Below are 24,096 nucleotides of genomic sequence, written 5' to 3' on the forward strand. Positions count from 1 at the left end.
CGACAAGCCGTCACGTCGCGGGAGCCGGCCGGTTCTGCGTATGTACCTGCGCGAGCAGGTGCGACGCGATCCGCGTGCTGCGCACGAGGTCGCCGGGCGCATGGTGCGTGACCTGGCGCTGGATGAAATACCGGGCGGTGTGCGCGAGCCCGTTCGCCAGCGGCGTCGTCGCACGCCAGCCGAGCCGCCGATGCGCGGCGTCCAGGTTCGGCCGCCGCTGGCGCGGATCGTCGGACGGCAGCGGCCGGAACTCGATCGGCACCGTCGTGCCGACGATCCGCACGACCTCGCGCGCGACGTCGATCATCGCGATCTCGACGTCGCTGCCGAGATTGACCGGCTCGCACGCATCTCCCGGCTCCGCCATCAGCCGCATCAGCGCATCGACCATGTCGTCCACGTAGCAGAACGAGCGCGTCTGCCGGCCGTCGCCATACACGGTCAGCGGCGCTTCGGCGAGCGCCTGCGTGACGAAGTTCGACACGACGCGCCCGTCGGCCGGATGCATGCGCGGGCCGTAAGTGTTGAAGATCCGCGCGATCCGTACGTCGACGCCGTACTGGCGGTGATAGTCCATGAACAGGGTTTCCGCGCAGCGCTTGCCTTCGTCGTAGCACGCACGGACGCCGGTCGGGTTCACGCGGCCGCAATACCCTTCGTCCTGCGGATGGACATCGGGGTCGCCGTACACCTCGCTCGTCGACGCCTGCAGGATGCGCGCCTTCACGCGCTTCGCGAGGCCGAGCAGGTTGATCGCGCCGTGTACGCTGGTTTTCGTCGTCTGCACGGGGTCGCGCTGGTAGTGGACGGGCGACGCGGGGCACGCGAGGTTGTAGATCTCGTCGACCTCGACATAGAGCGGAAACGTCACGTCGTGCCGCATCAGTTCGAAGTTGGTGGCGTCGAGCAGGTGCGCGATGTTGTCGCGGGTGCCCGTGTAGAAGTTGTCGACGCACAGCACGTCGTCGCCGGCCGTCACGAGGCGTTCGCACAGATGCGAACCGAGAAAGCCGGCGCCGCCGGTCACGAGCACGCGTTTTCGATCGTAGCCCTTCATTACGTATTCTCCTTGCGGTGGGCGAGTAAGCCCGGCGTGGCGGCCACGGGCGTGCGCCGGCCGGTGCCGGCCGAGGTGCCGGCGCGCTGCGGGTGCGCGACGTCGCGGTAGATGTCGACGAGCCGGTCGGCCACGCCTTGCCACGTGTAGTGCCGGTGCGCGCGCAGGTAGGCGGCGCGCCCGAGGGCCTCGCACAGATCCGGTTGCGCACGCAACTGCACGAGGCGCGCGGCTAGCGCGGCCGGGTCGCGCGGCGGCACCAGGTAGCCGGTCGTGCCGTCGTCGACCGTCGTGCGGATGCCGCCCACGTCGCTGCCGATCACCGGCGTCGCGCAGGCCATCGCCTCGACCGGGGTGATGCCGAACGGCTCGTACCACGGCGTCGTCACGAACACGTCGGCGGCGCTGTAGTACAGGTGCAGCGCGTCGCGCTCGCGCCGGCCGACGAAGGTCACGCGGTTGGCGATCCCCAGTTCGTGCGCGAACGCGGCGAGCCGCGCGAGTTCCGGATCGCGCGCGGGGTCGGGCGTCGCCTGGCTGCCGCCGACGACGTAGAGGTGCGTCGGCCGCCGCGGATCGCGCGGCATGCGCGCGAGCGCGTCGATCACCGTGTCGATACCCTTGCGCGGCACGAGGCGGCCGAGCTGCAGCACGACGAACGCGTCCTGCCGCCAGCCGAGCCGCGCGCGCGCGTCGACGCGCGGCACCGGCCGGAATTCCTGAAGATCGAAACCGCACGGCACGATCTCGATGCGGGTCTTGTCAGCGCGATAGTGCGTGATCAGGTCGAGCGCGTCCTGCGGGCATTCGGCGATCAGGCGATCCGAGCGCCGCGCGAGCGTGTCCTCGATCGCGAAACGCGCGTCCGGGAACCCGTCGGCCGCGCCCTGGTGCAGGCGCCGCACGCGGCCGAGCGCGTGGAACGTGGTGACGAACGGAATGCCGAGCTGCCGCTTCACGCGCAGCGCGACGTCGCCCGACATAAAGAAGTTCGCGTGCATCACGTCGACCGGGTGGGGTTCGCGCCGCATGCGCGCGATCATCGCGTCCGCGAACGCGACCATGTACGGCAACAGCTTCTCCTTGGGCACGTCCGCCGGCGGTCCGGCCCGCACGTGGATCACGCGCATGCGCGTGCCGATCGGCACGACGTCCGGCAGGTGCGGATTGTCGCAACGCGTGTAGACGTCGACGTCGAGCCCGCGCTCGGCCAGTTGCTTCGCGACGTTCGCGACATAGATGTTCTGGCCGCCGGCGTCGACACCGCCGATCACCCCCAGCGGCGACGCATGTTCACTGATCAACGCGATTCTTTGCATGGCATTGCTCCCCGTATCGGGGCCGCGCAAATGGGCCGCCGTTGTCGCTCGTTCGGCAAGCGGCATGCCCGGTACATTGCCGGGGAAACCGCTTCCCGGCGTGCCGAAAAAATTACAACGCGTTGGATGAAAGGGCGTCCGATCGCGGTTTCCCGCGTACTTGCGCCGCTGCCGGCACGGCACACGACTTGCGCGGGGGATACGCACCCGCCGGCCAGGCCGGCCTGACGAAAGGAGGTCACGATGAAGTCATTCCCGCTGCAAGCCCGCTCTCCCCGCAACCGCCGTCGGCACGCGTTGCGCGCCGGCATGGCGGTCGCGATCGCCGCCGCCGCGGCGTGCGCGGTGATCGCGCCGAACGCGAGCGCGGCAGGCGACGCCGCCGCCGCCTCGTCGTCATCGCATTCGAGCACGGGCACGAAGATTCGCGACGCGACGATCACGACCAAGGCGAAAGCCGAACTCGTCGGCACGAGCGGCCTGTCGGCCGGCGACATCCACGTGAAGACGCGGCACGGCACGGTGACGCTCACCGGCAGCGTGCCGGACGAGCAGCAGCGCACGCAGGCCGTGAGCGTCGTGAAGCAGGTCGACGGCGTGCAGGGCGTGCGCGATCAATTGACCATCCGGCCCAAGTAACGGGCGCCGCGTCCAGGGAGTCCAGTGATGAACTGCATGCTCAAACCGGTCGGCGAACAGACGATCGTGATCACCGGCGCGACGAGCGGCATCGGCCTCGTCACCGCGCGCAAGGCGGCACGGCGCGGCGCGAAGCTCGTGCTGTTCGCGCGCAACGAGGACGCGCTGAACACGCTGTGCGAGGAAATCCGCCAGCACGGCGGCCTGGCGGTGCCGGTCGCCGGCGACGTCGGCAACGTCGAGGATCTGCAGCGCGCGGCCGCGAAAGCGGCCGACACTTACGGCGGCTTCGACACGTGGGTCAACAACGCGGGCGTGTCGATCTTCGGCACAGCGGCCGCGGTGCCGCTCGAGGACCAGCGGCGGCTGTTCGACACCAACTACTGGGGCGTCGTGCACGGCTCGCTCGTCGCGGCCGATCATTTCCGGCGCAAAAGCGATTTCCATGGCGGCGCGATCATCAACATGGGCAGCGAGGCGTCCGACGCGCCGGTGCCGCTGCAGAGCGCGTACGTCGCATCGAAGCATGCGGTGAAGGGCTTCACCGATTCGCTGCGGCTCGAGATGGAGTCGGACCGTCTGCCGGTGTCGATCACGCTGATCAAGCCGGCCGCGATCGACACGATGTTCGTGATGCACGCGAAGAACTACATGAACGTCGAGGCGAAGCTGCCGCCGCCGATCTACGACCCCGATCTCGTCGCCGACGCGATCCTGTTCGCGGCCGCGCACCCGCGCCGCACGCTGTTCGTCGGCGGTGCCGCGAAATTCACGTCGGCGAGCGCGTATCACGCGCCGCGCCTGTTCGATCGCGTGGCGGCCACGCTGTTCTCGCGCGGCCAGCGCACGGTGCGGCCGGCACGGCCACGCGACGACAACGCGCTGTACGAGTCGCGCCATGCGCTGCACGAGCGCGAAGGGATGGACGGCCCGGTGCTGCGCGGCTGCGCGTACAACGCGGTGGTGCAGCGGCCGAAGGTGGCCGGCGCGGTCGCGCTGGGCGCGGCGGCGCTCGTGTTCGCCGCGCTGGCGCGTTCGCGCCGGACATCCGCGTGATTTCATTCATTTGCGAAGGAGTTCGACATGACATCCCGACAACACACGGGCCACGAATACAGCCATTCGCGCGCGCACGAAGGCGAGCGCGTGCAGCAGGACCACGACAAGGGCGGCCACCAGACTGGGCACGGCAAGGCGCCGAGCCCGGTCGACGTGCAGAAGGCGCTGAAGGGCATGGACTATCCCGCGAGCAAGGCGGAAGTCGTCCAGTGCGCGGAACGTTCGCACGCGGACGCCGGTGTGCTCGACATGCTGCGCCGGATTCCCGATCGCGAGTACGCGACGCCGGCATCGGTATCGAAGGAACTCGGGCGGCTGATGTAAGTGCCGCCGCGTCGCGCCGCGCGGGTTGCCGCGCGCGGCGCCTGACCCGTCACGAGGAGGACGAGCATGGCGATGATCGTCGCAGGCCGCTTCACGACGTTCGATGAAGCGGAAGGTGGGGCGCGCCACCTTTACGAGCGCGCGTTCGGCCCGGACGACGTATCGATCTTCTTTCTGAATCCGGGCGGCCAGCATGCGCGCTTTCCGATCGGCGGCGACGTGTATGCCGATACGGCGGCGAAGCCGGGCGGCCGCGGCGCGATGATCGGTGCGATGCGCGGGTTGCTGATCGGCGCCGTCGCGGGGCTGGTCGTCTATGCGGTCGGCGTGCGCTACTGGTTCGTGCCCGCGGCCGGCGCGCTGGCCGGCGCGTATCTCGGCGCGTTCGGCGGTGCGCTCGGCCGGATGCGCGGCGAGCCGGCCGAAGGCAAGGGCACGCTCGCGCGGAGCGAAACGGGCGTGATTCTCGCCGCGCGCGTGACGCCCGACACGGCGAGCACGGCCGAAGACGTGCTGTGCGCGACTGGCGCGCGCTCGATCGAGCGCGTCGAAGGCGACTGGCAGGACGGCGAGTGGCGCGATTTCGACCCGGTGCGCCGGCCGGACGAACCCGCGTCGGGCGGCCCGCGCTGAGTACGCGCTTTCCTGCATGCGCTTGCAACGCCGACCGGGAAAACGCGGCAGCAGTGCCGCGCGCCCGCGGGTCGTGCGCGGCATGCCGCTTGCGCAGCAGGAACGGCACCCGTTCAAGGAGGAACCCATGACTACCGCACAGACTCCGCCGCCCCAGCAGCAGCGCCATCAACCCGGCACCGAGCGCGACATGCATCCGCAGCCGCGCGACGACGCGGCCGATTACATCGGCAGCGGCAAGCTGGCCGGCAAGGTCGCGCTCGTGACGGGCGGCGACAGCGGGATCGGCCGCGCGGTCGCGGTTGGTTTCGCGAAGGAAGGCGCGGATGTCGCGATCGTTTATCTGAAGGAGTCCGACGATGCGGCGCACACGAAGCGGTTGGTCGAGCAGGCCGGCCGGCGTTGCGAGGCGATCGCGTGCGACGTCGGCGAGCGTCGGCAGGCACGCGACGCGGTGGCGCGCACGGTCGAGCGGCTCGGCCGGCTCGACGTGCTCGTCAACAACGCGGGCGAGCAGCATCCACAACCGGGCATCGAGGACGTGACCGAGGAACAGCTCGAACGCACGTTCCGCACGAACGTGTACGGCATGTTCTTCTGCACGCAGGCCGCGCTGCCGCATATGCAGCATGGCGGGCGGATCGTCAACACGGCGTCGGTGACGGCCTATCACGGCAGCCCGAGGCTGCCCGACTACTCGGCGACCAAGGGCGCGATCGTCGCGTTCACGCGTTCGCTGGCGATCGAGCTGGCCGAACGCGACATCCGCGTCAACGCAGTTGCGCCGGGGCCGATCTGGACGCCGCTGATCCCGTCAACCTTCACCGCCGACCAGGTCGCGAAGTTCGGCTCGAACGTGCCGCTCAAGCGGCCGGGGCAGCCGGACGAACTGATCGACTGCTACGTACTGCTCGCGTCGGACGGCGCGAGCTACATGACGGGGCAGACGCTGCACCCGAACGGCGGCTCGATCGTCGGTGGCTGACGGCCGCCGGCGGCTTCCACGCAAGCACTAGGAGAAAGCAGATGAGACATCCGGACTGGACGATCGCGATGCTCGCCGCAGGCGCGCTCGCGGTGTCGGGGCTCGCCCGCGCGCAGGCGCCGAGCGAGCCGCCCGCATCGAATTCGCACGTGCCGGGCGGCGTGATCAATCCGTCGTCGGGCGCGGGCGATGCGCGGATCGCGAAGGCGCCGCAAGGCGGCGACGCGGAATTCATCGACAAGGCCGCGCTCGCCGGCAAGGCCGAGGTGCAGGCGAGCCAGCTCGCGCTGAAGCAGGCGCAGTCGCCGGACGTGCGCGCATTCGCGAAGCGGATGGTGAGCGATCACGGCAAGGCGAATGCAAGGCTCACCGAGCTTGCCGCGCGCAAGGGCATGAAGCCGCAGGTCGAACAGATTTCGGACCCCGACGTCGAGGCGCTGCGCGGCAAGAACGGCCGAGACTTCGACGTCGCGTATGTCGCGGCGGTCGGCCCCGACGCGCACCGCAAGGCGGTCGCCTTGTTCGAAAGCGAGGCGCGCGACGGCAGGGATCCGCAGTTGCGCGAATTCGCGAGCGCCACGCTGCCGACGCTCCGGCATCACCTGAGCATGGCGCAGGCGCTCGAACGCAAGGTGGGCGCGCGATAACGCGTGCCCGTTCAACCCCGGGCCGCATGCGCGGCCCGTTTTTTCCGGAGAGAGAGTCATGGCCCATCGGCAACCGAAACACGAAGGCATCCGCGAATTGCTCTGTCAGGCCTACGAAACCGAGCTTGGCGGCGCGAAGATCTACGAGGCCGCGCTGCAGTGCGCGACCGACGACGATCTGCACAAGGAGTGGGAGAAGTACCATCGCGAGACGCTGCATCACCAGGAGGTGCTGCGCAAGGTGTTCGAGACGTTCGGCATGGACCTCGACGCGCAGTCGCCCGGACGCAGCGCGGTCGCGGCCACCGGCCAGTCGCTGGTCCACGTGATCGAGCAGGCGCAGAAGCACGCCGATCCGGCCGTCGCGCAGGTCGTCGCGGCGGAATGCGTGGTGCTCGCCGAAACCAAGGACCACCTGAACTGGGAGCTGATCGGCTACGCGGCCGACCAGTTGTCGGGCGATGCGGCGAAGACGCTGAAGGACGCGCACGACGAGGTCGAGGCCGACGAGGATCACCACCTGTATCACACGCGCGGCTGGGCGCGCGAGATGTGGATCGAGTCGATGGGCTTCAAGGCCGTGCTGCCGCCGCCGGAGGAAGTGAAGAAAGTCGAATCGGCGGCCGAGGCGGCGCGCGCCGAACGCTCGCGCGGCAAGATGATGTGACGCGCGATGCGGAGCGGGCAGCCGTTCGCGCGGCTGCCCGGTTGCCGACGCAACCGTCTCGTGACGCTCAGGTGAGCAGGTCGACGATCATCGCGGCCACGGCCGCGGCCATCAACGCGACCGCGAGCCAGCCGAACGCTTGCGCTGCCGGACCGCTCCCGGGCTGCCCGGCAGCGTCGCGCTGCCTTGCGAGCAGCATCACGAGCACGAGCATCGGCACCGCCGCGACGCCGTTGAGCACGGCGCTCCAGTACAGCGCCCGGATCGGATCGATCGGGCCGACGCAGATCGCGATGCCGACGATCACACATAGCACCAGTACCGCGTAGAACGCGGGCGCGCGCCGCACGGGTTCGTTCAGCCCTTCGCGAAACCGCCAGGCTTCCGCGCAGCCGTACGCGGCGCTACCGGCGAACGCCGGAATCGCGAGCAGCCCGCAGCCGACGATGCCGAACGCGAACACGACGAACGCGGCTTCGCCGGCGATCGGCCGCAGCGCCTCGGCCGCTTGCGCGGTGGTGCCGATATCGTGCCGGCCGTGCGCGAAGAACACGGCCGCACCGATCACCATGATGCAGAACGACACCGCATTGGTGACGATCATGCCCGTCCACGTGTCGAGCGTGACGCGCCGCTCGGTGCCGGCCTGCGTATCGGTCTGCGTGCCGGTCCCCTCGTCGCGCTGTTCGGCCGCGGTTTCCTCGACTTCGAGCGCGGCCTGCCACACGAACAGGTACGGGCTCAGCGTCGTGCCGAGCACGGCGACCGCGGTCGTCGCATACGCGTGCGTGAACGCGATCTGCGGCAGCACGAGCGCATGCAGCACGTCGTGCCAGTCGACATGGACAAAGCCGAGTTCGAGCACGTACGCGATCAGCCCGAGCGTCATCCATTTCAGCCAGCGCGCATAGCGTTCGTACGACAGCATCACCTGCAGCGCGAGCGACGCGATTCCGTAGAGCGGCGCATACCAGTAGCCGCGGCCGCCGGCGACGAGCGCCGTCGCGTCGCCCATCGCCGCGAGATCGGCGCCGACGTTCACGACGTTGACCACCGCGACCATCACGATCAGCGCCTTCGCGAGACGGTCGGAGAAGTGCGTGCGAATGCCGGCGACGAGGCCTTCGCGGTTGCGGCGTCCGACGAAGGCCGCCGCGAGCTGCACGGCGACCATCATCGGCAGCGTGACGACGATCATCCAAAGCATGTTGAAACCGAACTGGCTGCCGGCCTGCGCGTAGACCGCGACGTTGCTCGGATCGGCATCGGATGCGCCCGCGAGCAGTCCTGGGCCGAGCCGCTGGTACCAGGGTTTCGCCGTGGCGGCGGCGGGCGAGGTCACGGCCGCCGGCCCTGCGCCCGGGTCCGGCGCACTCATCCGGCGTTGCCGTGTGCGCCGCGCGTGCCGCCGCGGCGTGTGTCGCGCGCGAGGTCCGATGCGGTGCGCAGCGCGTCGACGAGCGTCCGGTACGCGTGCTCGCGCGAATCGGCGCCGCGCGTGCGCAGCACGTACGACGGATGATAGGTCGCGACGACGAGTTGCCCGCCGGCGGTACGCACCGGCGCGCGCGTGCGCTCGAGCGTCGCGTCGTGGTCCTGCAGCACCGCGCGCAGCGCCGTGGCGCCGAGCGCGACGACCACCCGGGGGCGCACCGCATCGAGTTCGCGTTCGAGCCAGTAGCGGCACGCGGCCACCTCTCGCTGCGCGGGCGTCTTGTGCAGCCGCCGCTTGCCGCGCGGTTCCCATTTGAAGTGCTTGACCGCGTTGGTCAGGTACACGTGCGTGCGTTCGATCCCGGCTTCGCCGAGCGCGCGGTCGAGCAGGCGGCCGGCCGCGCCGACGAACGGCAGGCCCGCGCGGTCTTCCTGGTCGCCCGGCTGCTCGCCGACCAGCATGATCGACGCGTCGCGCGGTCCCGCGCCGGGTACCGGCTGCGTCGCGTGTTCCCACAGCGTGCAGCGGCGGCACGCGTCGAGCGTCGGCGGCGCGTCGTCTTCGGCGGACGACGGTGTTGAGCGGCCCGGCGGCTGGCGGGTCATGCGGCGCGCCCCGCGCGGGTCGACGCCGGATCGCGCCGCCATCGAGGGGAACGGGCTGGCGCTCGGCCTGTCGCCCGCGCAGCGGGGTGCAGACCGGACGGAGAAAGCCGCATCGCTCGCATCAAGGACTCCCGTGTCGACGATGCGAACGACGCAGCAACCGGCATGCCGCGTGCGGTCGTGACGGGTGCGCGGCTTGCGTGGCCGTCCGGTCCAACGACAGGAGAAACGCGATGCAACCCGATCCCGGCGACGATCCGGCCGCCGCCGACGTGCTGCTGTGGCGCGCGCCCGACAGCGTGCCGCGCCGCCCGCGCCGCGTGCTGGTCGTCGACGACTATCGCGACGCGGCCGACGCGTTGCGCCTGCTGCTCGAGGCGCGCGGCTTCGAATGCCGCATCGCCGACGATCCGTTCGCCGTGTGCGACGTCGCACGCGACTGGCAACCGTTCGCGGTGCTGCTCGACATCGCGATGCCGGGCCTCGACGGGCTGCAGCTCGCGACGCGGCTGCGCGCCGATCCGCGCACGGCCGACATGCTGCTCGTCGCGTGCAGCGGGTTCGCGTCGCGACGCGATTGCGAGGAGGCGAAGGCCGCGGGTTTCGACGCGCATTGCGCGAAACCGCTGACGCCGCACCGGTTGCTGGGCTATCTGGAATCGGCGAGCGGCGCTGGCGGTGGCGCTGCGAGCCCCGACGAGGACGTTACACGGCGCTTGTAAAAAGGCGGTCGGATCGCCTGCCGCATGCAGCCGGACAGGGCGCCAGGCGACGCTCGACGGGTTCGGCATCACGTGGGTCGAGGACGTCGGCCGAGGCTGCCGCGCGTTCACGCGTGCGTCCGGCGCGGCCGCGGCCCGCACGAAAACGCCCCGCGCGGGGCGGGGCGTGTCGCAAGCGGATACGCCGGCGAACCGGCGCCGCATCGTTGCGATCAGTGACGGCCGCGCGTGCGCGGATCGTCCAGTTCCTCGGTCGGGTCGGTCAGCCCGAGTTCGTCGCCGGCGCTCCAGTACGGCGCGCTGCCGTAGAACTCGTGCAGCGGCTCGGCCCATTGCGGGTCGGCCATCGCCGGCCAGTGGTCCTTGTCGAACCCCGGCGCGTTGCGGATCCGCTCGGACGATACCGACAGCAGGAAGCACTTGCGCTCGGTGTCGAGCGTGAGCGCGCTCCACGGAATCGCGTGCAGCTTGTCGCCGATGCCGAGGATGCCTCCGCTCGACAGCACCGCGTAGGCGATCCGGCCCGAGCGTACGTCGAGCATGATGTCCTTGATCTTGCCGACGTCGTCGCCGTCGGTCGTATAGACCTTGTTGCCTTCCAGCGTATCGGCCGCCATCACGTCGGGGCCGGGGCCGGCCGCGGTCGCGGCGCCCTTGCCGATGATGCGGGTCTGACCTTGATCGGAAGTCTGCATGGTTTCCTCCAGGCTGCGTGGGGCGCGACCGTGCCCGGGGCGGGCCCTGCGGGTCGCGCGGGTTGTCGGGACGGGCGAGGATCGCGCCGTCACGTCTGCTTCGGTTGCGACACGCTTTCGAGCGTGTTCGCGACGTCGTCGCGCTCGGGGCTCGCGGAGCGCGTCGCGATGTCCGCGAGCGACAGCATGCCGACCAGCCGCTTGTCGTGATCGACGACGGGCAGGCGGCGCAGTTGCGCGTCGGCCATGTAGTGCTGGATCTCCTCCAGCGAATCGTCGTCGAAGCACCATTCGATCGGGCCGGACGCGACCTCGTGGATCCGCGTCTCCGGCGGCTTGCCGGCCGAGATCGCGCGCACCGCCAGATCGCGGTCCGTCACCATCCCGATCAGCCGGTTGTTGTCGCATACGGGCAGCGCGCCGATGTCGTAGCGCTCCATCAGTTGCGCGGCATGACGGATCGAATCGGTCGGCGCGATGCGCACGACGTCCTGCGACATGATTTCGTTGACGCGATGCATGAAGTCCTCCTTGCGGGTGGGTACGGTGTGTTGGTCATCCGAACCAGCAAGCCGCGTGCCGCACGGCGCGCGCGGCCGCTCATGTGTCGCCGCGTTCGCGCTTGTCCTGCCGCGGCGCGTCGTCGTGCGTGCCGGGCGGCGTGTCGGGTTCGATACGCGTGACGCCGCCGGTCGCCGGCGGGTCGCTCGCCGGAAAGGTGTCCTCGAGCTGTTTGTCGATATGGCGTTCCGAGTGGCGAGTGTGCGTGCGGTCCTGGTGTTTCAGCGGCGGCGACGGGTCGTCGTGCCGCTCGTGGGCCGGCGCGTCGTGGCCGGACCGGGTCGAATCCTTCATCGCGAGGCTCCGTATCGGTGACGATGACGCGGGTCTTCCCGCAACGGACGTTCCCGGCGCGCGCGAGGCACGCGACTTGCCGCGTGAACGGCGACGACGAACACGACACGACGACGATGCGCGGCGCAACCGGTGCCTGCCGTGCGCGTGTCCAGCGGGAGGCACGATGACGATTCCGAAACGACGACCTGGCGTGCGCTACGAGGTCAACGTATGCGGCGGCGGATTCGATTCGGTGAAGCACCATTTCAACGAATGGAAGCATGAACCGCTGATCTACCGGCCCGAGCGCCGGATGTTCGAAGGCAAGGTCGACGTGCGGCCGCTCGGCGACGAGACGTTCGGCGCGACCGAGCCCGCGCGTTTCGCGCTGCAGCGCGCGTGCGAGCCGTCGGACCCGTATGCGCTCGCGGCACGCGTGACGGACGACGGCCGCGAGCTGTGGCTCGTGATGGCCGCGTATGACGCGTAGCGTGGCGCTTGCAAGTTTTGCAGTGGACGGTGTAGCGAAGGCACGGCGTGTCGGGGGAGCCGCTCGCATGCGCGTTCATGCCGGTCCGCGGGCGACGCGCGCGACGGCATGCGCATTGCGCGACCGCTGTACCCGAATGCGGCCGCTATCCGCAGTACGGTCCGAACCCGCAACGATGGAATGCCGATGAAACACGATCCCGTGCAGTGGCTGCAGCGACCCGAGCCGCCGATTCCCGACATCGAGCCCGACCCCGAACCGCCCGATCCGGACGACCTGCCGCCCGACATGCCGGAACCGCACCGTCAGCCCGCGGGCGACCCGCCCGGGACCGCGCCGCCGGAACGCGACCCGCCGTCGCGCGAGCCGCCGGTGCGTGCTTGGGCGGTGAGCAGGGTGCGACGAACCCATCGGGAGGCACCGCGATGAGCCTCCGCGTGAAACCCGGCATGCTGCGCGAGATCGCCGAGACGCTCGGCCGCCATTTCGAGGCGCGCGCGCTGCCGTTCCATGTCGAGGAACAGCCGGCGGGCGCGTTGCATATCGGCTTCCGGGTCGACGGCCATCCGGCATCGTTGACCGTGACGTTCGACGCGCGCGCATTCGCGGCGCTCGAACGGGCCGGCATCGAGCGGCAGCGCGGCACGCTCATGCGGGTCGCGGCCGAATTCGACGCGATGATGGCGCGCCGCGCACCGACCGCCTATGCGGGCGATTTCCATTTCAACCGGCTTTGAGCCGCCGATCCGAGGGAGGATTTCGATGAACACGATCCAGACGATCCGCGCGGGCGCCTGTGCGTTCGCCGCCGTGTGCGCGCTGGGCGCCTGCACGCAGCCGACGAACGGTCCGTACGGCGCCCATGCGGCGCCGCCCGCGCCGCCGGACGGCCGCGGCGCGCAGTCGACCACGACGATGCCCGATGCGAATACGCGCTACGACACGCGTCCGTCGCCGGGCAACATGATGCCGCAAGGCGCGGCCGGCGGTGAACCGGCCGACGTGCCGCCGCCGGGGCCGAACGGCGCGCAGGGCGACCAGCCGTTGCCGGGCACGCCGCCGCCGATGCAGTACTGAACCGGCGACGCATGACGTGAGGCAGGGGGCGGCATGAGCGAAATGCGTGCCCCAAACTTGCCGCCGGCTTGTAAAAAAGCGGCCCCGAGCGGCGGCGACTCGGGGTAGGAACCCGCGAGAGCCGCGGCGCAACGCGCTTTGCCGGATTGGCACGAAAGCTGCATGAATCCTGGACACGATTGAACACGAACCGAACCGTCAGGAGGCTTTCGATGCCCGTCTCGCTTGCGCTGCAGATGCGACAGCATCTCGCACTTACGCCGAGGCTTCAGCAGTCGCTGCGGCTGCTGCAGTTGTCCTCGCTCGAATTTCAACAGGAACTGCGGCAGGCGCTCGACATGAATCCGTTTCTCGAAGACGGACAGGGCGACGACGAACCTGCCGCCGATCCGGCGGCGCAGCCGGCCGAAACGGCCGCGCCCGATCCGGCGCCCGAACCCGACGAAGGGCGCCCGCCGGACGGCGAGGTGCCCTTTACGGCCGCGCCCGCGCCGCGCGGCACCAATCGTCGGGGCGACGACGGGGGCGGCCTGTCGCCCGGCGAATGGATCGCCGCCGAACCGTCGCTGCATCAGCAACTGCACGACGCGCTGCGGCTCTATCCGTTGAACAGGCGCGACCGTGAAGCCGCGCGCATGGTGATCGACGCGCTCGACGACGACGGTTACCTGCGCCAGGAGCTGGCCGAGCTGCTGGCCGCGGCCGATCCCGCGCTGCTGTTGTCCGAACAGGATCTCATGGTCGCGTTGCGGCTCGTGCAGATGCTCGACCGCCCGGGGATTGCCGCGCGTTCGCTGTCCGAATGCCTCGTGCTGCAGCTCGATGCGATTCCGGCCGGCACGCCGGCCCTGGCGGAAGCAAAAGCGATCGCGCGCGAGCATCTCGAGCGGCTCGCCCGCCGCGAGACGGCCGAAATCCAGCGGCGCCTGGGCTGCAATCAGGAGACGCTGCACGCCGCATGCGCACTGGTGCGCGGGCTCGACCCGCGCCCTGGCAATCACTACGGCAGCACGCGCGGCGACTACGTGGTGCCCGACGTGATCGTGCGCCAGGTGCGCGACGAGTGGATCGTGACGATCAACCCGGCCGTGCTGCCGCGCGCGCGCCTGCACGAGCGCTACGCGACGCTGTTCGCGCAGTCGAGCGGCGAGCGCGATTCGCCGCTCGGCCAGCAGCTGCAGGAAGCGCGCTGGCTGATCCGCAACGTGCAGAAGCGCTTCGACACGATCCAGCGCGTCGGCGAATGCATCGTCGCGCGGCAGCGCGATTTCTTCCGCTACGGCGAGATCGCGATGAAGCCGCTCGTGCTGCGCGACATCGCCGAGGAACTCGATCTGCACGAATCGACCGTGTCGCGGGCGACGGGCAACAAGTACATGGCCACGCCGCACGGCACGTTCGAATTCAAGCATTTCTTCCCGCGCAAGCTCGAGGCGGCCGGCCGCGGCGTGTGTTCGGCATCGGCGGCGAAGGTGCTGATCCGCGACATGATCGCGGCCGAGCGGCGTACCGATCCGCTGTCCGACGTCGCGCTCGCGGCGTACCTCGCGGGGCGCGGCATCCTTCTTGCGCGTCGCACGGTGACGAAGTATCGCCAGGCGATGAAGATTCCGCCGGCCGACCTGCGGCGTCGCGATGCCGCGTGACGGCTTGCCTGACGAATCCACCGCGCGAGGCTGCCCGCCGTAGCGGCCCGCGCACTCACGACAGGAGCGCAACCATGCCAGCAAAATCCCAGGCCCAGCAGCGTGCCGCAGGCGCCGCGCTGTCCGCCAAGCGCGGCGAAACGAAAATGAAGGATCTCAAGCCGCCGTCGAAGTCGATGGCCAAATCGATGAGCGAGAAAGAGCTCGAGAAAATGGCTTCCACGCCCGTGCGCGGCAAACCGAAACACAAGCACGATGCGTGACCGACGACGACGTTTGGTGACGACCGCTGTCCTTCAGGAGGGTTCCATGCTTCGATACGCCATCATCTTCTTCATCATCGCGATCGTCGCCGCCGTGTTCGGCTTCGGCGGCATCGCGGCCGGCGCGGCCGAGATCGCGAAGATCCTGTTCTACATCTTCGTCGTGATCTTCCTGGTCACGCTGCTGCTGGGTGTCGTGCGCCGATGAGCGATGCACCCGACCGTTCGCAGCGCGTGGCCGAACTCGAACACGCGCTCGCGATCGGATTTCCGTCGCAGTCGACCGTCGTCGTGCAGGCGGACGACGCGTCCGGCCGGCTGACGATCCACGTGTCGTGGGTGCGCGTGCCGTCCGACCAGGACGCGCGCGAATGGCGCTGCGCGGTCGACCTGCGGTTCGATCCGGACGTGATCGCGCGCTATGCGTCGCTCGACGCGGCCGACCGGCTGCGCGTGCGCACGCAGCTGTGCGATCGCGCGCGGCGCGCGGTCGACGAGTACAAGCCGCGCGTCGAGGATGCCGCGATCGAATGCAGCGTGACGCTCGACGTGACACGCACCGAATTCGACGCGGCGCTGCGTGCGCCCTGACCCTTCGCGGCCGGTCGCGGGTGCGGTTCCGCCCGCGCCGGCTTTCGCCGCTGTCCGCACGCGCGCGCCGTAGCGCGAGGGCGCGTGTAGCGGCGGCCTCACACATGCCACGAGGACTCTCGATGACCCATTCCCCCTCAGCCGGCAAGACCCCGCCGGCGCCGTCGCCCGACAGCGCGAAGTCGCGCCAGCTCGAAGAAAACCGTTCGCGGCCCGACCGCGAGGCGCTGCGCACCAACCAGGGCGTGCGGATCGCCGACAACCAGAACACGTTGCGCGGCGGCGCGCGCGGCCCGTCGCTGCTCGAAGACTTCATCATGCGCGAGAAGATCACGCACTTCGATCACGAGCGCATTCCGGAGCGCGTGGTGCACGCGCGCGGCTCGGCCGCGCACGGCGTGTTCCGCGTCTACGAACCGATGGCCGACTACACGAAGGCCGCATTCCTGCAGGATCCGGCCGCCGAGACGCCGGTATACGTGCGCTTCTCGACGGTGCAGGGGCCGCGCGGGTCGGCCGACACCGTGCGCGACGTGCGCGGCTTCGCGGTGAAGTTCTATACGGAGGAAGGCAACTACGACCTCGTCGGCAACAACATGCCGGTGTTCTTCATCCAGGACGCGATCAAGTTTCCCGACTTCGTGCATGCGGTGAAGCCCGAGGCGCCGAACGAGATGCCGACCGGCGCATCCGCGCACGACACGTTCTGGGATTTCGTGTCGCTGGTGCCGGAAGCCACGCACATGGTGCTGTGGCTGATGTCTGACCGCGCGCTGCCCGCGAGCTTTCGCGCGATGGACGGCTTCGGCGTGCACACGTTCCGCTTCGTGAACGCGGCCGGCGACGTGCGTTTCGTGAAGTTCCACTGGCGCCCCGTGAGCGGCGCGTATTCGCTGCTGTGGGACGAAGCGCAGCGGATTGCCGGCCACGACCCGGATTTCAACCGGCGCGACCTGTGGACGGCGATCGAGCGCGGCGACTATCCGGAGTTCGAGCTCGGCGTGCAGATGATCGATCCGGCCGATGCGGACCAGTTCGACTTCGATCTGCTCGACCCGACCAAGCTGGTGCCCGAAGAGCGCGTGCCGGTGCGGCCGATCGGCCGGATGACGCTGAACCGCAATCCCGACAACTTCTTCGCGGAAACCGAGCAGGTCGCGTTTCACCCGGGCCACGTGGTGCCGGGCATCGACTTCACCAACGATCCGCTGTTGCAGGGGCGCCTGTTCTCGTACACCGATACGCAACTGAGCCGGCTCGGCGGCCCGAATTTCCATGAAATCCCGATCAACCGTCCGGTGTGCCCGTTCGCGAACAACCAGCGCGACGCGATGCACCGGCAGACGATCAACGTCGGGCAGGCGTCGTACGAGCCGAATTCGACGAGCGGCGGCTGGCCGCGCGAGACGCCGCCCGCGCCGTCCGGCGGCGGCTTCGAGACCGTGCACGAGCCGCTCGAGGGCGAGAAGGTGCGCGTGCGCAGCGAATCGTTCGCCGATCATTTCTCGCAGGCCGCGCTGTTCTACCAGAGCATGACCGGGATCGAGCAGCGGCACATTCGCGACGCGTACTGCTTCGAGCTGGGCAAGGTGACGCAGCCGCGGATTCGCGAGCGGGTGGTCAACGACATCATCGCGCGCTTCGATGGCGGGCTCGCCGCGCAGGTCGCGGAACGGCTCGGGCTGCCCGCGCCGCACGCGGCCGCGACGCCGGCCGTCGCGCAGCGCTCGCCGGCACTGAGCCTGATCGGTCGCGCGAAGCCGGGCGTCCGCTCGCGCAAGATCGCGCTGATCGCGACGCCGGGTACGAGCCCGGCGCTCGTCGAGCAGGTGCGCGACACGCTGCAGGCCGCGCACGCGGTGCCGACGATCGTCGCGCCGACGCTCGCGCCGATCGGCGGCGTCGTGCCGGAGGCGACGCTGGCCGGCATGCCGTCGGTGATGTTCGACGCGGTATTCGTCTGCGGCGGCGACGACGATGGCGGCGACCTCGCGCACAGCGCCGACGCACGGCACTTCGTGCGCGAGGCGTTCAAGCACCTGAAGCCGATCGCGGCCGTCGGGGCCGGGCGGCAACTGCTCAGCGCCGCGCACCTGCCGGACCCGGCCGAAGGCGTGTGCGTCGGGCAGGCCGTCGATCTCGACGCCGTCCTGAAGGCGCTGTCGGACCACCTCGGCCAGCATCGCGTCTGGGCGCGCGAGCAGCAGGCGGCCGAGTTGCCGGCCTAGCGCCGCCGCGCGATCATGGACGTCGTCGTCGCGCTGTTCGGACAGGGCCGGATGCTCGGCCCCGGCCAGATGGCGCTGCGCGCGATTGTCGTGTCCGCGATCGCGCTCGTGCTGATCCGCGTCGCCGGGCGGCGCGCGTTCGGCCAGCGTTCGCCGTTCGACTACGTGGTCGGGATCCTGCTCGGCGCGATCCTGAGCCGCGCGGTGGTCGGCGCGTCGCCGTTCGTGGCGACCGTCGCGGCGTCGTTCGCGATCGCGCTGCTGCATCGCGCGATCGGCTGGGCCTGCGTGCGCTCGCGCCGGCTCGAGCGGCTGCTGGTGGGCGTCGAGCGCGAGGTGTATCGCAACGGCCGCTTCGACGACGCGCAGATGCGTGCCGCGCTGCTCACGCCGACCGACATCCGCGAGAGCGTGCGGCAGGCGCTCGGCGCGAACGACCTGTCCGACGTCGACGCGGCGATCCTGGAGTGCAACGGCCACGTCAGCATCGTGCGGCGCAGCCGCCGCCGCAGGCCGTGACTTGAGCCGGACCCCACACGCGGCAAGGAGGACATCGATGGCACGGATGATCTGGAAAGGCGCGATCAGCTTCGGGCTCGTTCACGTGCCGGTGCAGCTGTTCCCGGCCACGCGCACCGTGAAGCCGTCGTTCCGGCTGCTCGACAAGCGCTCGATGGACCCGGTCGGCTACCGGCAGATCAACAAGCGCACCGGCAAGGAAGTCACGCGCGAGGACATCGTGCGCGGCTACGAGTACGAGAAGGAGCGCTACGTCGTGCTGACCGACGACGAGATCCGCGCGGCGAACCCCGAATCGACGCAGACGGTCGACATCGTCACGTTCGTCGACGAGGACGCCGTGTCGTTCCTGTATCTCGACACGCCGTACTACCTCGTGCCGGACCGCAAGGGCGAGAAGGTCTATGCGCTGCTGCGCGACGCGCTGAAGGACAGCGGCAAGATCGGCATCGCGCACGTCGTGATGCGCGACCGCCAGCATCTCGGTGCGCTGATTCCGGTCGGGCCGCTGCTGGCGCTCGACACGCTGCGCTGGCAGGAGGAGCTGCGCCCGCTCGACGAACTGTCGGTGCCGGCCGACGACGCGAAACGTGCCGGTGTCAGCGCGCGCGAACTCGCGATGGCGAAGAAGCTGATCGAAGACATGTCCGGATCGTGGTCGCCCGACGCGTATCACGACACGTTCCGCGACGACATCCTCGAGCTGGTCGAGCGCAAGGTCCGCGCGGGCCGGATCGAGGAGATCGAGGACCGGCCCGCGCAGACGGGGCGTGCGGCGTCCAACGTCGTCGATCTGACCGAATTGCTCAAGCGCAGCCTGAAGGGTGGCGGGCGCGCGGGCGGTGGGGACAACGATGCGGATACTGAAGCATCGGCGCCTTCGCGTGCGGCCGGCGCGCGCCGCAAACCGGCGGCGAAAGCGCCCGCCAAAGGAGCGGCGAAGGCGCCCGCGAAACGTACGGCCGCGAAGCACGGCGCCACCGGTGCGCACTCGGCGAAGAAGGCCGCCGCGCGCCGCAAGCACGCCGCATGACGCCGCGTGACGGAGGATGACGCGATGGCAGGCAAGCTCGATCCGTATCGCCGCAAACGCCGCTTCGACGCGAGCCCGGAACCCGAGGGCGCGCACGGGCGGCGGCGCGCTTCCGCCGATGCGACTACGCGCACGGGGCGCAACGCGCGACCGGCCGCGCGCGCGGCCAGGCCGCTGCGCTTCGTGATTCAGGAACACCACGCACGGCGCCTGCATTACGACTTCCGTCTCGAGCTCGACGGCACGCTGAAGTCGTGGGCCGTGCCGAAGGGGCCGAGCGTCGACCCGTCGGTGAAACGGCTGGCCGTGCACGTCGAGGATCATCCGCTCGAATACGCGTCGTTCGAAGGCGAGATTCCGGCCGGCCATTACGGCGCGGGTTCGGTCGTCGTCTGGGACGCGGGCACGTGGACGCCCGACGGCGGCGTCGCACAGGCACGCGCCGGCTATCGTGACGGCAAGCTGACGTTCCGGCTCGACGGCGCGAAGCTGCACGGCGGCTGGGCGCTCGTGCGCAGCGGGCGGCAGCAGGGCCGCCAGGCGCAATGGCTGTTGATCAAGGAACGCGACGACGACGCGCGCGACGCCGAGACGTTCGATGTCGTTGCCCAGCGGCCGGGCAGCGTGCATGACGGACACACGCGGGCCGCGCGCGATCCGGCACCGGCCGACGCGGCGCCTGCCGCGCGTGCATCGCGCCGCGCCCGGCGCAACGCGTCGGACACGCGCGGCGCGGCGCACGGCGCTGGGCTGGAAAGGCCGCCCACCGACCTGTCGCAGGTAGACGGCACCGTGCGTGCGGCGTTGCCCGAGCGCGTCGCGCCGCAACTCGCGACGCTGGTCGATGCGCCGCCGACGCACGGCGACTGGCGCTACGAGGTGAAATTCGACGGCTACCGGATCCTCGCGCGGATCGCGGGTCGCGGCGCGCGGCGGCACGTCACGCTGATGACGCGCGAAGGCCGCGACTGGACCGCGAAACTGCGCTTGCAGCGTGATGCGCTCGCGGCGCTCGACGTCGACAACGCGTGGCTCGACGGCGAGGCCGTCGTGCTCCGCGACAGCGGCCTGCCGGATTTCCAGGCGCTGCAGAACGCGCTCGGCGCCGGGCGCTCGGACGCGGTGACGTTGTTCGTGTTCGACCTGCCGTTTCTGGACGGATACGACCTGCGCGACGCGCCGCTCGCCGCGCGTCGCAGGCTGCTCGAACCGCTGCTCACCGGCAGCGACCCCGCGCGGCTGCGCTACTCGCCCGATCTCGGCGACGATATCGCGTCGCTGATCGCGAGCGCGTGCGACACGGGGCTGGAGGGGCTGATCGGCAAGCGCGCGGATTCGCGCTATCGCGGCGGCCGCTCGCCCGCGTGGATCAAGCTGAAATGCAGGCGGCGGCAGGAGTTCGTGATCGGCGGTTATACCGAGCCGTCGGGCAGCCGGCATGGCTTCGGCGCGCTGCTGCTCGGCGTCCACGAGCCCGCCGCGGGCGGCAGGCGGCCGCGCGGCACGCCGCCGCTGCGTTATGTCGGCCGTGTCGGTACCGGGTTCGATACGCGCCTGCTCGACCGGCTCGCGGCCACCTTGCGCAAGCACGAACGCGCCACGACGCCGTTCGACCCGCCGCCGCGCGAACGGTCGCGCACGCGGGTCCACTGGGTCGAGCCGACGCTCGTCGCCGAATGCGAATTCGCGGAATGGACCGGCGACGGGATCGTGCGGCAGGCGGCGTTCGTTGCGCTGCGCGAAGACAAGCCGGCGCGGCAGATCGTCCGCGAGGTGCCGCGCCACACCGACACGGAGACGACGATGGATGGACCCCGCACCACGCACGACCGGCACCCGCCCGCCGCGCCTGCCGAAACCGCGCACGGCCGCCCGCCGCGTACGCGCTCCGATGCGTCGGCCGGCCGCATGCAAGACGAATCCGGTGCCGCCCGGGTCGGCCGGGTTCGCATCACTCACCCCGATCGCGTACTCGATCCGCAAAGCGGCACGCGCAAGATCGACCTCGCGCATTACTGGCAACGTGTCGCGCCGTGGCTGCTGCCCGACCTGAAAGGGCGGCCCGTATCGCTCGTGCGCGCGCCGGGCGACATCGCCGGCGAACTGTTCTTCCAGAAGCATGCGGAGCGACGCGAGATCCCGTTCGTCACGCAGCACGTAGGACTGGATCCCGGCCACGGGCCGCTGCTGTCGATCGACAGCGTCGACGCGCTGCTCGGCGCCGCGCAGATGGGCACGATCGAGCTGCATACCTGGAACGCGCATGCGTCGAACATCGAGCGGCCGGACCGCATCGTGTTCGACCTCGATCCCGATCCGGCATTGCCGTGGCGCGAGATGATCGACGCCGCGCAGCTCGTGCGCGGGCTGCTCGATGCGCTGGGACTCGTGTCCTTCTGCAAGACGAGCGGCGGCAAGGGGCTGCACGTGGTCGTGCCGCTCACGCGGCACGCGGGCTGGGACGACGTGAAGGCGTTCTCGCGCGCCGTCGCGCAGCACGTCGCCGGCACGTTGCCCGAGCGCTTCACCGCGACGATGGGGCCGCGCCACCGGCGCGGCAAGATCTTCGTCGACTACTTGCGCAACGGCCGCGGCGCGAGCACGATCGCCGCGTACTCGGTGCGCGCGCGGCCCGGCATGGGCGTGTCGGTGCCGCTCGACTGGGACGAGGTGCCCGCGACGACGGGCGGCGCGCAATGGACGATCGACACGCTGCACGAACGGCTCGATACGCTGAAGCGCGATCCGTGGGAAGACTATGCGAAGACGCGCCAGCGCGTCACCGCCGCGATGCGTGCGCGGCTCGGCGTGCAAACGTGAACGCGTCAGCGCCGGTGCTGCAGCCGGTAGTACCAGTTCATCAGCGGCGTCGCGGAGATCCCGTGCGCGACCACCGATGCGCAGACGACGGCCAGCACCGGCGCGGCGAGCGGGCGCACCGCATCGGACGGCCCGTGCTCGAGCGCGAACAGCAGGTAGTAGAACGAGCCGATTCCGCGAATGCCGAACCATGCCATCAGGCGCCGCTGCGCGTGCGTCGCGGGTGAACCGGCGAGCGTGAGCAGCACCGCGAGCGGCCGCACGGCGACGAACAGCACGGCGGCCAGCGCGGCGGCGCCCCAGGTGAACAGCGCGCCCGGCAACGTCGCGAGCACGCTGCCGACCATCGTCATCACGACGGCTTCCGCGATCCGTTCGAGTTCGATCGTGAAGCCGAGCACCGATTCGGCCATGAACGCGTGGGCCTTCTCCGGATGCTTTTCGGTCGCGACGACGTCCTCCGAATCGATCTGGCCGATGACTTCGCGCGGCTTGCGGTCGCCGCTCGCGCGATGCTCGACGCGCCGCATCGCGACGCCGGCCGCGAACGTCGCGATGAAGCCGAACGTGTGCGCGAGCTGCGCGGCGCCGAACGACAGCACGATCAGCGCGAGCGCGAAGAAGCCTTCGAGGCCGAGTGCCTGCGCATGGCGCGTGCGCAGCCAGCCGATCGTCCAGGTCGTCGCCCAGCCGAGGCCGCCGCCGATCGCGGCCGCACCCGCGATGCCCCACAGCGCGGCGAGCGCGAACGTGCCGGACAGCGGCGCGATGCCATGCGTCGCGTTGCTTGCGCCGCACAGCGCGAGCCCCGCGAGCGCGAACGGCAGCGCGATGCCGTCGTTCATTCCGCCTTCGCCCGACAGCGCGAAGCGGACGAGATCGCGATCGCCCGGATCGTGCACCTGCACGTCGTGCGCGAGCACGGGGTCGGTCGGCGCGAGGATCGCCGCGAGCAGCAACGCGGGGCCCCAGCCGAGCCCGAGCGCGAGCACCGCGCAGGCGGCGAGCAGCGGCACGGTGACGACCATCGCGAGCAGGCCGAGGCGGCACGGCACGAGCCACAGCCGGTCGGACAGCGGCACGCGCAGCCGCAGCCCGATCGCGAACAGCGACACGAGCAGCGCGATTTCGACGATTTCACGCAGCAGCCGGCCGTCGCGTTCCAGGTCGAGATGCAGCAGGCCGGCGCCGGCCGGGCCGAGCGCGATGCCGAGGATGAGATAGATCATCGCGGTGCTGCAGGGCAGGTGGCGCAACGCGGACGTCGCGAGGCCCATGCCCAGCAGCACGGCGCCGATGATCAGGTACCAGAGCGTCTCGTGCATGGGTGCGCTCGTGGCTGGCGGGCAACGCAGGCGCGCAAGCCGTCAGGGCTTGCGGCCGAACGCCTCGCGCAGTTTCCGCTTCGCGCGTTCGAGCGTCGTGCGGCGCGTTTTCGGGAGGTTGCGGCCCGCGCGGTTCACGTAGAAGTTCAGCATCGACATCGCCGACTGGAACGGCGATGCCTTGCGGCGGCGGCTGTGCTCGGCCGAACGCTTCAGCGAGGCGGCGATCGCGGCCGGATCGTCGGATTTGAAGATGTCGGGCTCGAGGTCGAGCGCATCGCTTTTTTGCGTGACTTCGCCCGACCAGCGCTTGCGGTGTTTCGGGTCGGCGCTGCGGGCGCGGCCGGCGCGGCGCGTGAGGCGCTTGCCGTGCGCATGGGAAGCGGAGGCGGAAGGCATGAAGGCGGCTCCATATGGGGTCGGGGGAGGGTCGTACGGTGAGAGGCGCCGCAAACCGCGTGCCGCGCGGCGCGCCGGTGC

The 24,096-nt window shown here is 70.3% G+C and carries 29 protein-coding genes; 20 read left to right on the forward strand and 9 right to left on the reverse strand.

Annotated features, from left to right (window positions below; translation table 11 throughout):
* Nucleotides 1-10: 10 nt before the first annotated feature.
* Nucleotides 11-1,057, reverse strand: coding sequence for a UDP-glucuronic acid decarboxylase family protein (locus VXM69_RS35410; protein ID WP_367190679.1), 1,047 nt, complete (start codon nucleotides 1,055-1,057; stop codon nucleotides 11-13).
* Nucleotides 1,057-2,376: a glycosyltransferase family 1 protein gene (locus tag VXM69_RS35415; protein ID WP_301742479.1), complete on the reverse strand. Its 1,320-nt coding sequence runs from the start codon at nucleotides 2,374-2,376 to the stop codon at nucleotides 1,057-1,059. The genes VXM69_RS35410 and VXM69_RS35415 overlap by 1 nt, the downstream gene beginning before the upstream one ends.
* Nucleotides 2,377-2,619: 243 nt before the next feature.
* On the opposite strand from VXM69_RS35415, the gene VXM69_RS35420 reads away from it, so the two are divergent.
* The 7 genes from VXM69_RS35420 to VXM69_RS35450 all read left to right on the forward strand — a co-directional run bounded on the left by VXM69_RS35420 (nucleotide 2,620) and on the right by VXM69_RS35450 (nucleotide 7,330).
* Nucleotides 2,620-3,015 carry a BON domain-containing protein gene (locus tag VXM69_RS35420; protein WP_367190680.1) on the forward strand — a complete coding sequence of 132 codons (396 nt, stop codon included), beginning with the start codon at nucleotides 2,620-2,622 and terminating at the stop codon, nucleotides 3,013-3,015.
* A 27-nt stretch (nucleotides 3,016-3,042) separates the two neighbouring features.
* Nucleotides 3,043-4,071 carry an SDR family oxidoreductase gene (locus VXM69_RS35425; protein ID WP_367190681.1) on the forward strand — a complete coding sequence of 343 codons (1,029 nt, stop codon included), beginning with the start codon at nucleotides 3,043-3,045 and terminating at the stop codon, nucleotides 4,069-4,071.
* Between the two features lie 27 nt (nucleotides 4,072-4,098).
* A complete protein-coding gene (locus tag VXM69_RS35430; protein WP_049035074.1) occupies nucleotides 4,099-4,398 on the forward strand; it encodes a DUF2795 domain-containing protein in 300 nt (99 codons plus the stop codon).
* 66 nt (nucleotides 4,399-4,464) lie between these two features.
* Nucleotides 4,465-5,031: a hypothetical protein gene (locus VXM69_RS35435; protein WP_367190682.1), complete on the forward strand. Its 567-nt coding sequence runs from the start codon at nucleotides 4,465-4,467 to the stop codon at nucleotides 5,029-5,031.
* A 127-nt stretch (nucleotides 5,032-5,158) separates the two neighbouring features.
* Nucleotides 5,159-6,016 (forward strand): SDR family oxidoreductase, encoded by an 858-nt coding sequence (locus tag VXM69_RS35440; RefSeq protein WP_226253167.1) that lies wholly within the window; start codon nucleotides 5,159-5,161, stop codon nucleotides 6,014-6,016.
* Nucleotides 6,017-6,057: 41 nt separating this feature from the next.
* Entirely contained in the window at nucleotides 6,058-6,663 is a 606-nt protein-coding gene (locus VXM69_RS35445; protein ID WP_124669544.1) for a DUF4142 domain-containing protein, read from the forward strand.
* A 58-nt stretch (nucleotides 6,664-6,721) separates the two neighbouring features.
* Nucleotides 6,722-7,330, forward strand: a complete 609-nt coding sequence (locus tag VXM69_RS35450; RefSeq protein ID WP_034189977.1) for a DUF892 family protein — start codon at nucleotides 6,722-6,724, stop codon at nucleotides 7,328-7,330.
* A 67-nt stretch (nucleotides 7,331-7,397) separates the two neighbouring features.
* On the opposite strand, the gene VXM69_RS35455 is transcribed toward VXM69_RS35450, so the two are convergent.
* Nucleotides 7,398-8,708 (reverse strand): NRAMP family divalent metal transporter, encoded by a 1,311-nt coding sequence (locus VXM69_RS35455; RefSeq protein WP_367190683.1) that lies wholly within the window; start codon nucleotides 8,706-8,708, stop codon nucleotides 7,398-7,400.
* Nucleotides 8,705-9,370 (reverse strand): UdgX family uracil-DNA binding protein, encoded by a 666-nt coding sequence (locus tag VXM69_RS35460; RefSeq protein WP_367190684.1) that lies wholly within the window; start codon nucleotides 9,368-9,370, stop codon nucleotides 8,705-8,707. The genes VXM69_RS35455 and VXM69_RS35460 overlap by 4 nt, the downstream gene beginning before the upstream one ends.
* A gap of 233 nt (nucleotides 9,371-9,603) precedes the next feature.
* Here VXM69_RS35460 and VXM69_RS35465 point away from each other — a divergent pair, with 233 nt between their 5' ends.
* On the forward strand, nucleotides 9,604-10,092 hold the full coding sequence (locus VXM69_RS35465) for a response regulator (RefSeq protein ID WP_175028784.1): 489 nt from the start codon (nucleotides 9,604-9,606) through the stop codon (nucleotides 10,090-10,092).
* Nucleotides 10,093-10,304: 212 nt separating this feature from the next.
* Here VXM69_RS35465 and VXM69_RS35470 read toward each other — a convergent pair whose 3' ends face one another.
* From VXM69_RS35470 to VXM69_RS35480, 3 genes are all read right to left on the reverse strand, one after another.
* Complete coding sequence (locus tag VXM69_RS35470) at nucleotides 10,305-10,787, reverse strand: PRC-barrel domain-containing protein (protein WP_034189979.1); 483 nt, start codon at nucleotides 10,785-10,787, stop codon at nucleotides 10,305-10,307.
* Between the two features lie 89 nt (nucleotides 10,788-10,876).
* On the reverse strand, nucleotides 10,877-11,308 hold the full coding sequence (locus VXM69_RS35475) for a CBS domain-containing protein (protein WP_034189980.1): 432 nt from the start codon (nucleotides 11,306-11,308) through the stop codon (nucleotides 10,877-10,879).
* A 79-nt stretch (nucleotides 11,309-11,387) separates the two neighbouring features.
* Complete coding sequence (locus VXM69_RS35480) at nucleotides 11,388-11,642, reverse strand: hypothetical protein (RefSeq protein ID WP_034189981.1); 255 nt, start codon at nucleotides 11,640-11,642, stop codon at nucleotides 11,388-11,390.
* 166 nt (nucleotides 11,643-11,808) lie between these two features.
* Between VXM69_RS35480 and VXM69_RS35485 the strand changes: the two genes are divergently transcribed.
* The 12 genes from VXM69_RS35485 to ligD all read left to right on the forward strand — a co-directional run bounded on the left by VXM69_RS35485 (nucleotide 11,809) and on the right by ligD (nucleotide 22,291).
* Nucleotides 11,809-12,114 (forward strand): hypothetical protein, encoded by a 306-nt coding sequence (locus VXM69_RS35485; RefSeq protein ID WP_367190685.1) that lies wholly within the window; start codon nucleotides 11,809-11,811, stop codon nucleotides 12,112-12,114.
* A gap of 180 nt (nucleotides 12,115-12,294) precedes the next feature.
* Nucleotides 12,295-12,543 (forward strand): hypothetical protein, encoded by a 249-nt coding sequence (locus VXM69_RS35490; protein WP_082744758.1) that lies wholly within the window; start codon nucleotides 12,295-12,297, stop codon nucleotides 12,541-12,543.
* The gene (locus VXM69_RS35495) at nucleotides 12,540-12,851 is read left to right on the forward strand and encodes a hypothetical protein (RefSeq protein WP_124608215.1); all 312 of its coding nucleotides are present in this window, start codon (nucleotides 12,540-12,542) and stop codon (nucleotides 12,849-12,851) included. Before VXM69_RS35490 ends, VXM69_RS35495 begins: the two co-directional genes overlap by 4 nt.
* Nucleotides 12,852-12,876: 25 nt before the next feature.
* Entirely contained in the window at nucleotides 12,877-13,191 is a 315-nt protein-coding gene (locus VXM69_RS35500) for a hypothetical protein (RefSeq protein WP_034189983.1), read from the forward strand.
* 212 nt (nucleotides 13,192-13,403) lie between these two features.
* The gene (rpoN, locus tag VXM69_RS35505; protein WP_367190686.1) at nucleotides 13,404-14,837 is read left to right on the forward strand and encodes an RNA polymerase factor sigma-54; all 1,434 of its coding nucleotides are present in this window, start codon (nucleotides 13,404-13,406) and stop codon (nucleotides 14,835-14,837) included.
* A 74-nt stretch (nucleotides 14,838-14,911) separates the two neighbouring features.
* Nucleotides 14,912-15,100 (forward strand): DUF3008 family protein, encoded by a 189-nt coding sequence (locus tag VXM69_RS35510; RefSeq protein ID WP_049028728.1) that lies wholly within the window; start codon nucleotides 14,912-14,914, stop codon nucleotides 15,098-15,100.
* Nucleotides 15,101-15,146: 46 nt separating this feature from the next.
* Nucleotides 15,147-15,308, forward strand: a complete 162-nt coding sequence (locus tag VXM69_RS35515) for a DUF1328 family protein (RefSeq protein WP_027792525.1) — start codon at nucleotides 15,147-15,149, stop codon at nucleotides 15,306-15,308.
* Nucleotides 15,305-15,691 (forward strand): DUF3022 domain-containing protein, encoded by a 387-nt coding sequence (locus VXM69_RS35520; protein WP_175028786.1) that lies wholly within the window; start codon nucleotides 15,305-15,307, stop codon nucleotides 15,689-15,691. The genes VXM69_RS35515 and VXM69_RS35520 overlap by 4 nt, the downstream gene beginning before the upstream one ends.
* A gap of 122 nt (nucleotides 15,692-15,813) precedes the next feature.
* On the forward strand, nucleotides 15,814-17,919 hold the full coding sequence (katE, locus tag VXM69_RS35525; RefSeq protein WP_367190687.1) for a catalase HPII: 2,106 nt from the start codon (nucleotides 15,814-15,816) through the stop codon (nucleotides 17,917-17,919).
* A gap of 15 nt (nucleotides 17,920-17,934) precedes the next feature.
* Nucleotides 17,935-18,438 carry a DUF421 domain-containing protein gene (locus tag VXM69_RS35530; RefSeq protein ID WP_367190688.1) on the forward strand — a complete coding sequence of 168 codons (504 nt, stop codon included), beginning with the start codon at nucleotides 17,935-17,937 and terminating at the stop codon, nucleotides 18,436-18,438.
* A gap of 37 nt (nucleotides 18,439-18,475) precedes the next feature.
* Nucleotides 18,476-19,471: a Ku protein gene (locus tag VXM69_RS35535; protein WP_367190689.1), complete on the forward strand. Its 996-nt coding sequence runs from the start codon at nucleotides 18,476-18,478 to the stop codon at nucleotides 19,469-19,471.
* A 24-nt stretch (nucleotides 19,472-19,495) separates the two neighbouring features.
* Nucleotides 19,496-22,291: a DNA ligase D gene (ligD, locus tag VXM69_RS35540; RefSeq protein ID WP_367190690.1), complete on the forward strand. Its 2,796-nt coding sequence runs from the start codon at nucleotides 19,496-19,498 to the stop codon at nucleotides 22,289-22,291.
* Between the two features lie 5 nt (nucleotides 22,292-22,296).
* On the opposite strand, the gene VXM69_RS35545 is transcribed toward ligD, so the two are convergent.
* Both VXM69_RS35545 and VXM69_RS35550 read right to left on the reverse strand, forming a co-directional pair.
* Entirely contained in the window at nucleotides 22,297-23,616 is a 1,320-nt protein-coding gene (locus VXM69_RS35545; protein WP_124608221.1) for a cation:proton antiporter, read from the reverse strand.
* A gap of 42 nt (nucleotides 23,617-23,658) precedes the next feature.
* The gene (locus VXM69_RS35550) at nucleotides 23,659-24,015 is read right to left on the reverse strand and encodes a DUF3175 domain-containing protein (RefSeq protein ID WP_034189992.1); all 357 of its coding nucleotides are present in this window, start codon (nucleotides 24,013-24,015) and stop codon (nucleotides 23,659-23,661) included.
* Nucleotides 24,016-24,096: the final 81 nt, after the last annotated feature.

It is taken from the genome of Burkholderia sp. Ed8 (assembly GCF_040761425.1).
In the GTDB taxonomy this organism is placed as follows: domain Bacteria; phylum Pseudomonadota; class Gammaproteobacteria; order Burkholderiales; family Burkholderiaceae; genus Burkholderia; species Burkholderia seminalis.

Excerpts from the sequence above, each read along its gene's own strand:
- VXM69_RS35410 (WP_367190679.1), bottom strand. The coding sequence starts at position 1,057 with ATGAAGGGCTACGATCGAAAACGCGTGCTCGTGACCGGCGGCGCCGGC.
- VXM69_RS35415 (WP_301742479.1), bottom strand. The coding sequence starts at position 2,376 with ATGCAAAGAATCGCGTTGATCAGTGAACATGCGTCGCCGCTGGGGGTG.
- VXM69_RS35420 (WP_367190680.1), top strand. The coding sequence starts at position 2,620 with ATGAAGTCATTCCCGCTGCAAGCCCGCTCTCCCCGCAACCGCCGTCGG.
- VXM69_RS35425 (WP_367190681.1), top strand. The coding sequence starts at position 3,043 with ATGAACTGCATGCTCAAACCGGTCGGCGAACAGACGATCGTGATCACC.
- VXM69_RS35430 (WP_049035074.1), top strand. The coding sequence starts at position 4,099 with ATGACATCCCGACAACACACGGGCCACGAATACAGCCATTCGCGCGCG.
- VXM69_RS35435 (WP_367190682.1), top strand. The coding sequence starts at position 4,465 with ATGGCGATGATCGTCGCAGGCCGCTTCACGACGTTCGATGAAGCGGAA.
- VXM69_RS35440 (WP_226253167.1), top strand. The coding sequence starts at position 5,159 with ATGACTACCGCACAGACTCCGCCGCCCCAGCAGCAGCGCCATCAACCC.
- VXM69_RS35445 (WP_124669544.1), top strand. The coding sequence starts at position 6,058 with ATGAGACATCCGGACTGGACGATCGCGATGCTCGCCGCAGGCGCGCTC.
- VXM69_RS35450 (WP_034189977.1), top strand. The coding sequence starts at position 6,722 with ATGGCCCATCGGCAACCGAAACACGAAGGCATCCGCGAATTGCTCTGT.
- VXM69_RS35455 (WP_367190683.1), bottom strand. The coding sequence starts at position 8,708 with ATGAGTGCGCCGGACCCGGGCGCAGGGCCGGCGGCCGTGACCTCGCCC.
- VXM69_RS35460 (WP_367190684.1), bottom strand. The coding sequence starts at position 9,370 with ATGACCCGCCAGCCGCCGGGCCGCTCAACACCGTCGTCCGCCGAAGAC.
- VXM69_RS35465 (WP_175028784.1), top strand. The coding sequence starts at position 9,604 with ATGCAACCCGATCCCGGCGACGATCCGGCCGCCGCCGACGTGCTGCTG.
- VXM69_RS35470 (WP_034189979.1), bottom strand. The coding sequence starts at position 10,787 with ATGCAGACTTCCGATCAAGGTCAGACCCGCATCATCGGCAAGGGCGCC.
- VXM69_RS35475 (WP_034189980.1), bottom strand. The coding sequence starts at position 11,308 with ATGCATCGCGTCAACGAAATCATGTCGCAGGACGTCGTGCGCATCGCG.
- VXM69_RS35480 (WP_034189981.1), bottom strand. The coding sequence starts at position 11,642 with ATGAAGGATTCGACCCGGTCCGGCCACGACGCGCCGGCCCACGAGCGG.
- VXM69_RS35485 (WP_367190685.1), top strand. The coding sequence starts at position 11,809 with ATGACGATTCCGAAACGACGACCTGGCGTGCGCTACGAGGTCAACGTA.
- VXM69_RS35490 (WP_082744758.1), top strand. The coding sequence starts at position 12,295 with ATGCCGATGAAACACGATCCCGTGCAGTGGCTGCAGCGACCCGAGCCG.
- VXM69_RS35495 (WP_124608215.1), top strand. The coding sequence starts at position 12,540 with ATGAGCCTCCGCGTGAAACCCGGCATGCTGCGCGAGATCGCCGAGACG.
- VXM69_RS35500 (WP_034189983.1), top strand. The coding sequence starts at position 12,877 with ATGAACACGATCCAGACGATCCGCGCGGGCGCCTGTGCGTTCGCCGCC.
- rpoN (WP_367190686.1), top strand. The coding sequence starts at position 13,404 with ATGCCCGTCTCGCTTGCGCTGCAGATGCGACAGCATCTCGCACTTACG.
- VXM69_RS35510 (WP_049028728.1), top strand. The coding sequence starts at position 14,912 with ATGCCAGCAAAATCCCAGGCCCAGCAGCGTGCCGCAGGCGCCGCGCTG.
- VXM69_RS35515 (WP_027792525.1), top strand. The coding sequence starts at position 15,147 with ATGCTTCGATACGCCATCATCTTCTTCATCATCGCGATCGTCGCCGCC.
- VXM69_RS35520 (WP_175028786.1), top strand. The coding sequence starts at position 15,305 with ATGAGCGATGCACCCGACCGTTCGCAGCGCGTGGCCGAACTCGAACAC.
- katE (WP_367190687.1), top strand. The coding sequence starts at position 15,814 with ATGACCCATTCCCCCTCAGCCGGCAAGACCCCGCCGGCGCCGTCGCCC.
- VXM69_RS35530 (WP_367190688.1), top strand. The coding sequence starts at position 17,935 with ATGGACGTCGTCGTCGCGCTGTTCGGACAGGGCCGGATGCTCGGCCCC.
- VXM69_RS35535 (WP_367190689.1), top strand. The coding sequence starts at position 18,476 with ATGGCACGGATGATCTGGAAAGGCGCGATCAGCTTCGGGCTCGTTCAC.
- ligD (WP_367190690.1), top strand. The coding sequence starts at position 19,496 with ATGGCAGGCAAGCTCGATCCGTATCGCCGCAAACGCCGCTTCGACGCG.
- VXM69_RS35545 (WP_124608221.1), bottom strand. The coding sequence starts at position 23,616 with ATGCACGAGACGCTCTGGTACCTGATCATCGGCGCCGTGCTGCTGGGC.
- VXM69_RS35550 (WP_034189992.1), bottom strand. The coding sequence starts at position 24,015 with ATGCCTTCCGCCTCCGCTTCCCATGCGCACGGCAAGCGCCTCACGCGC.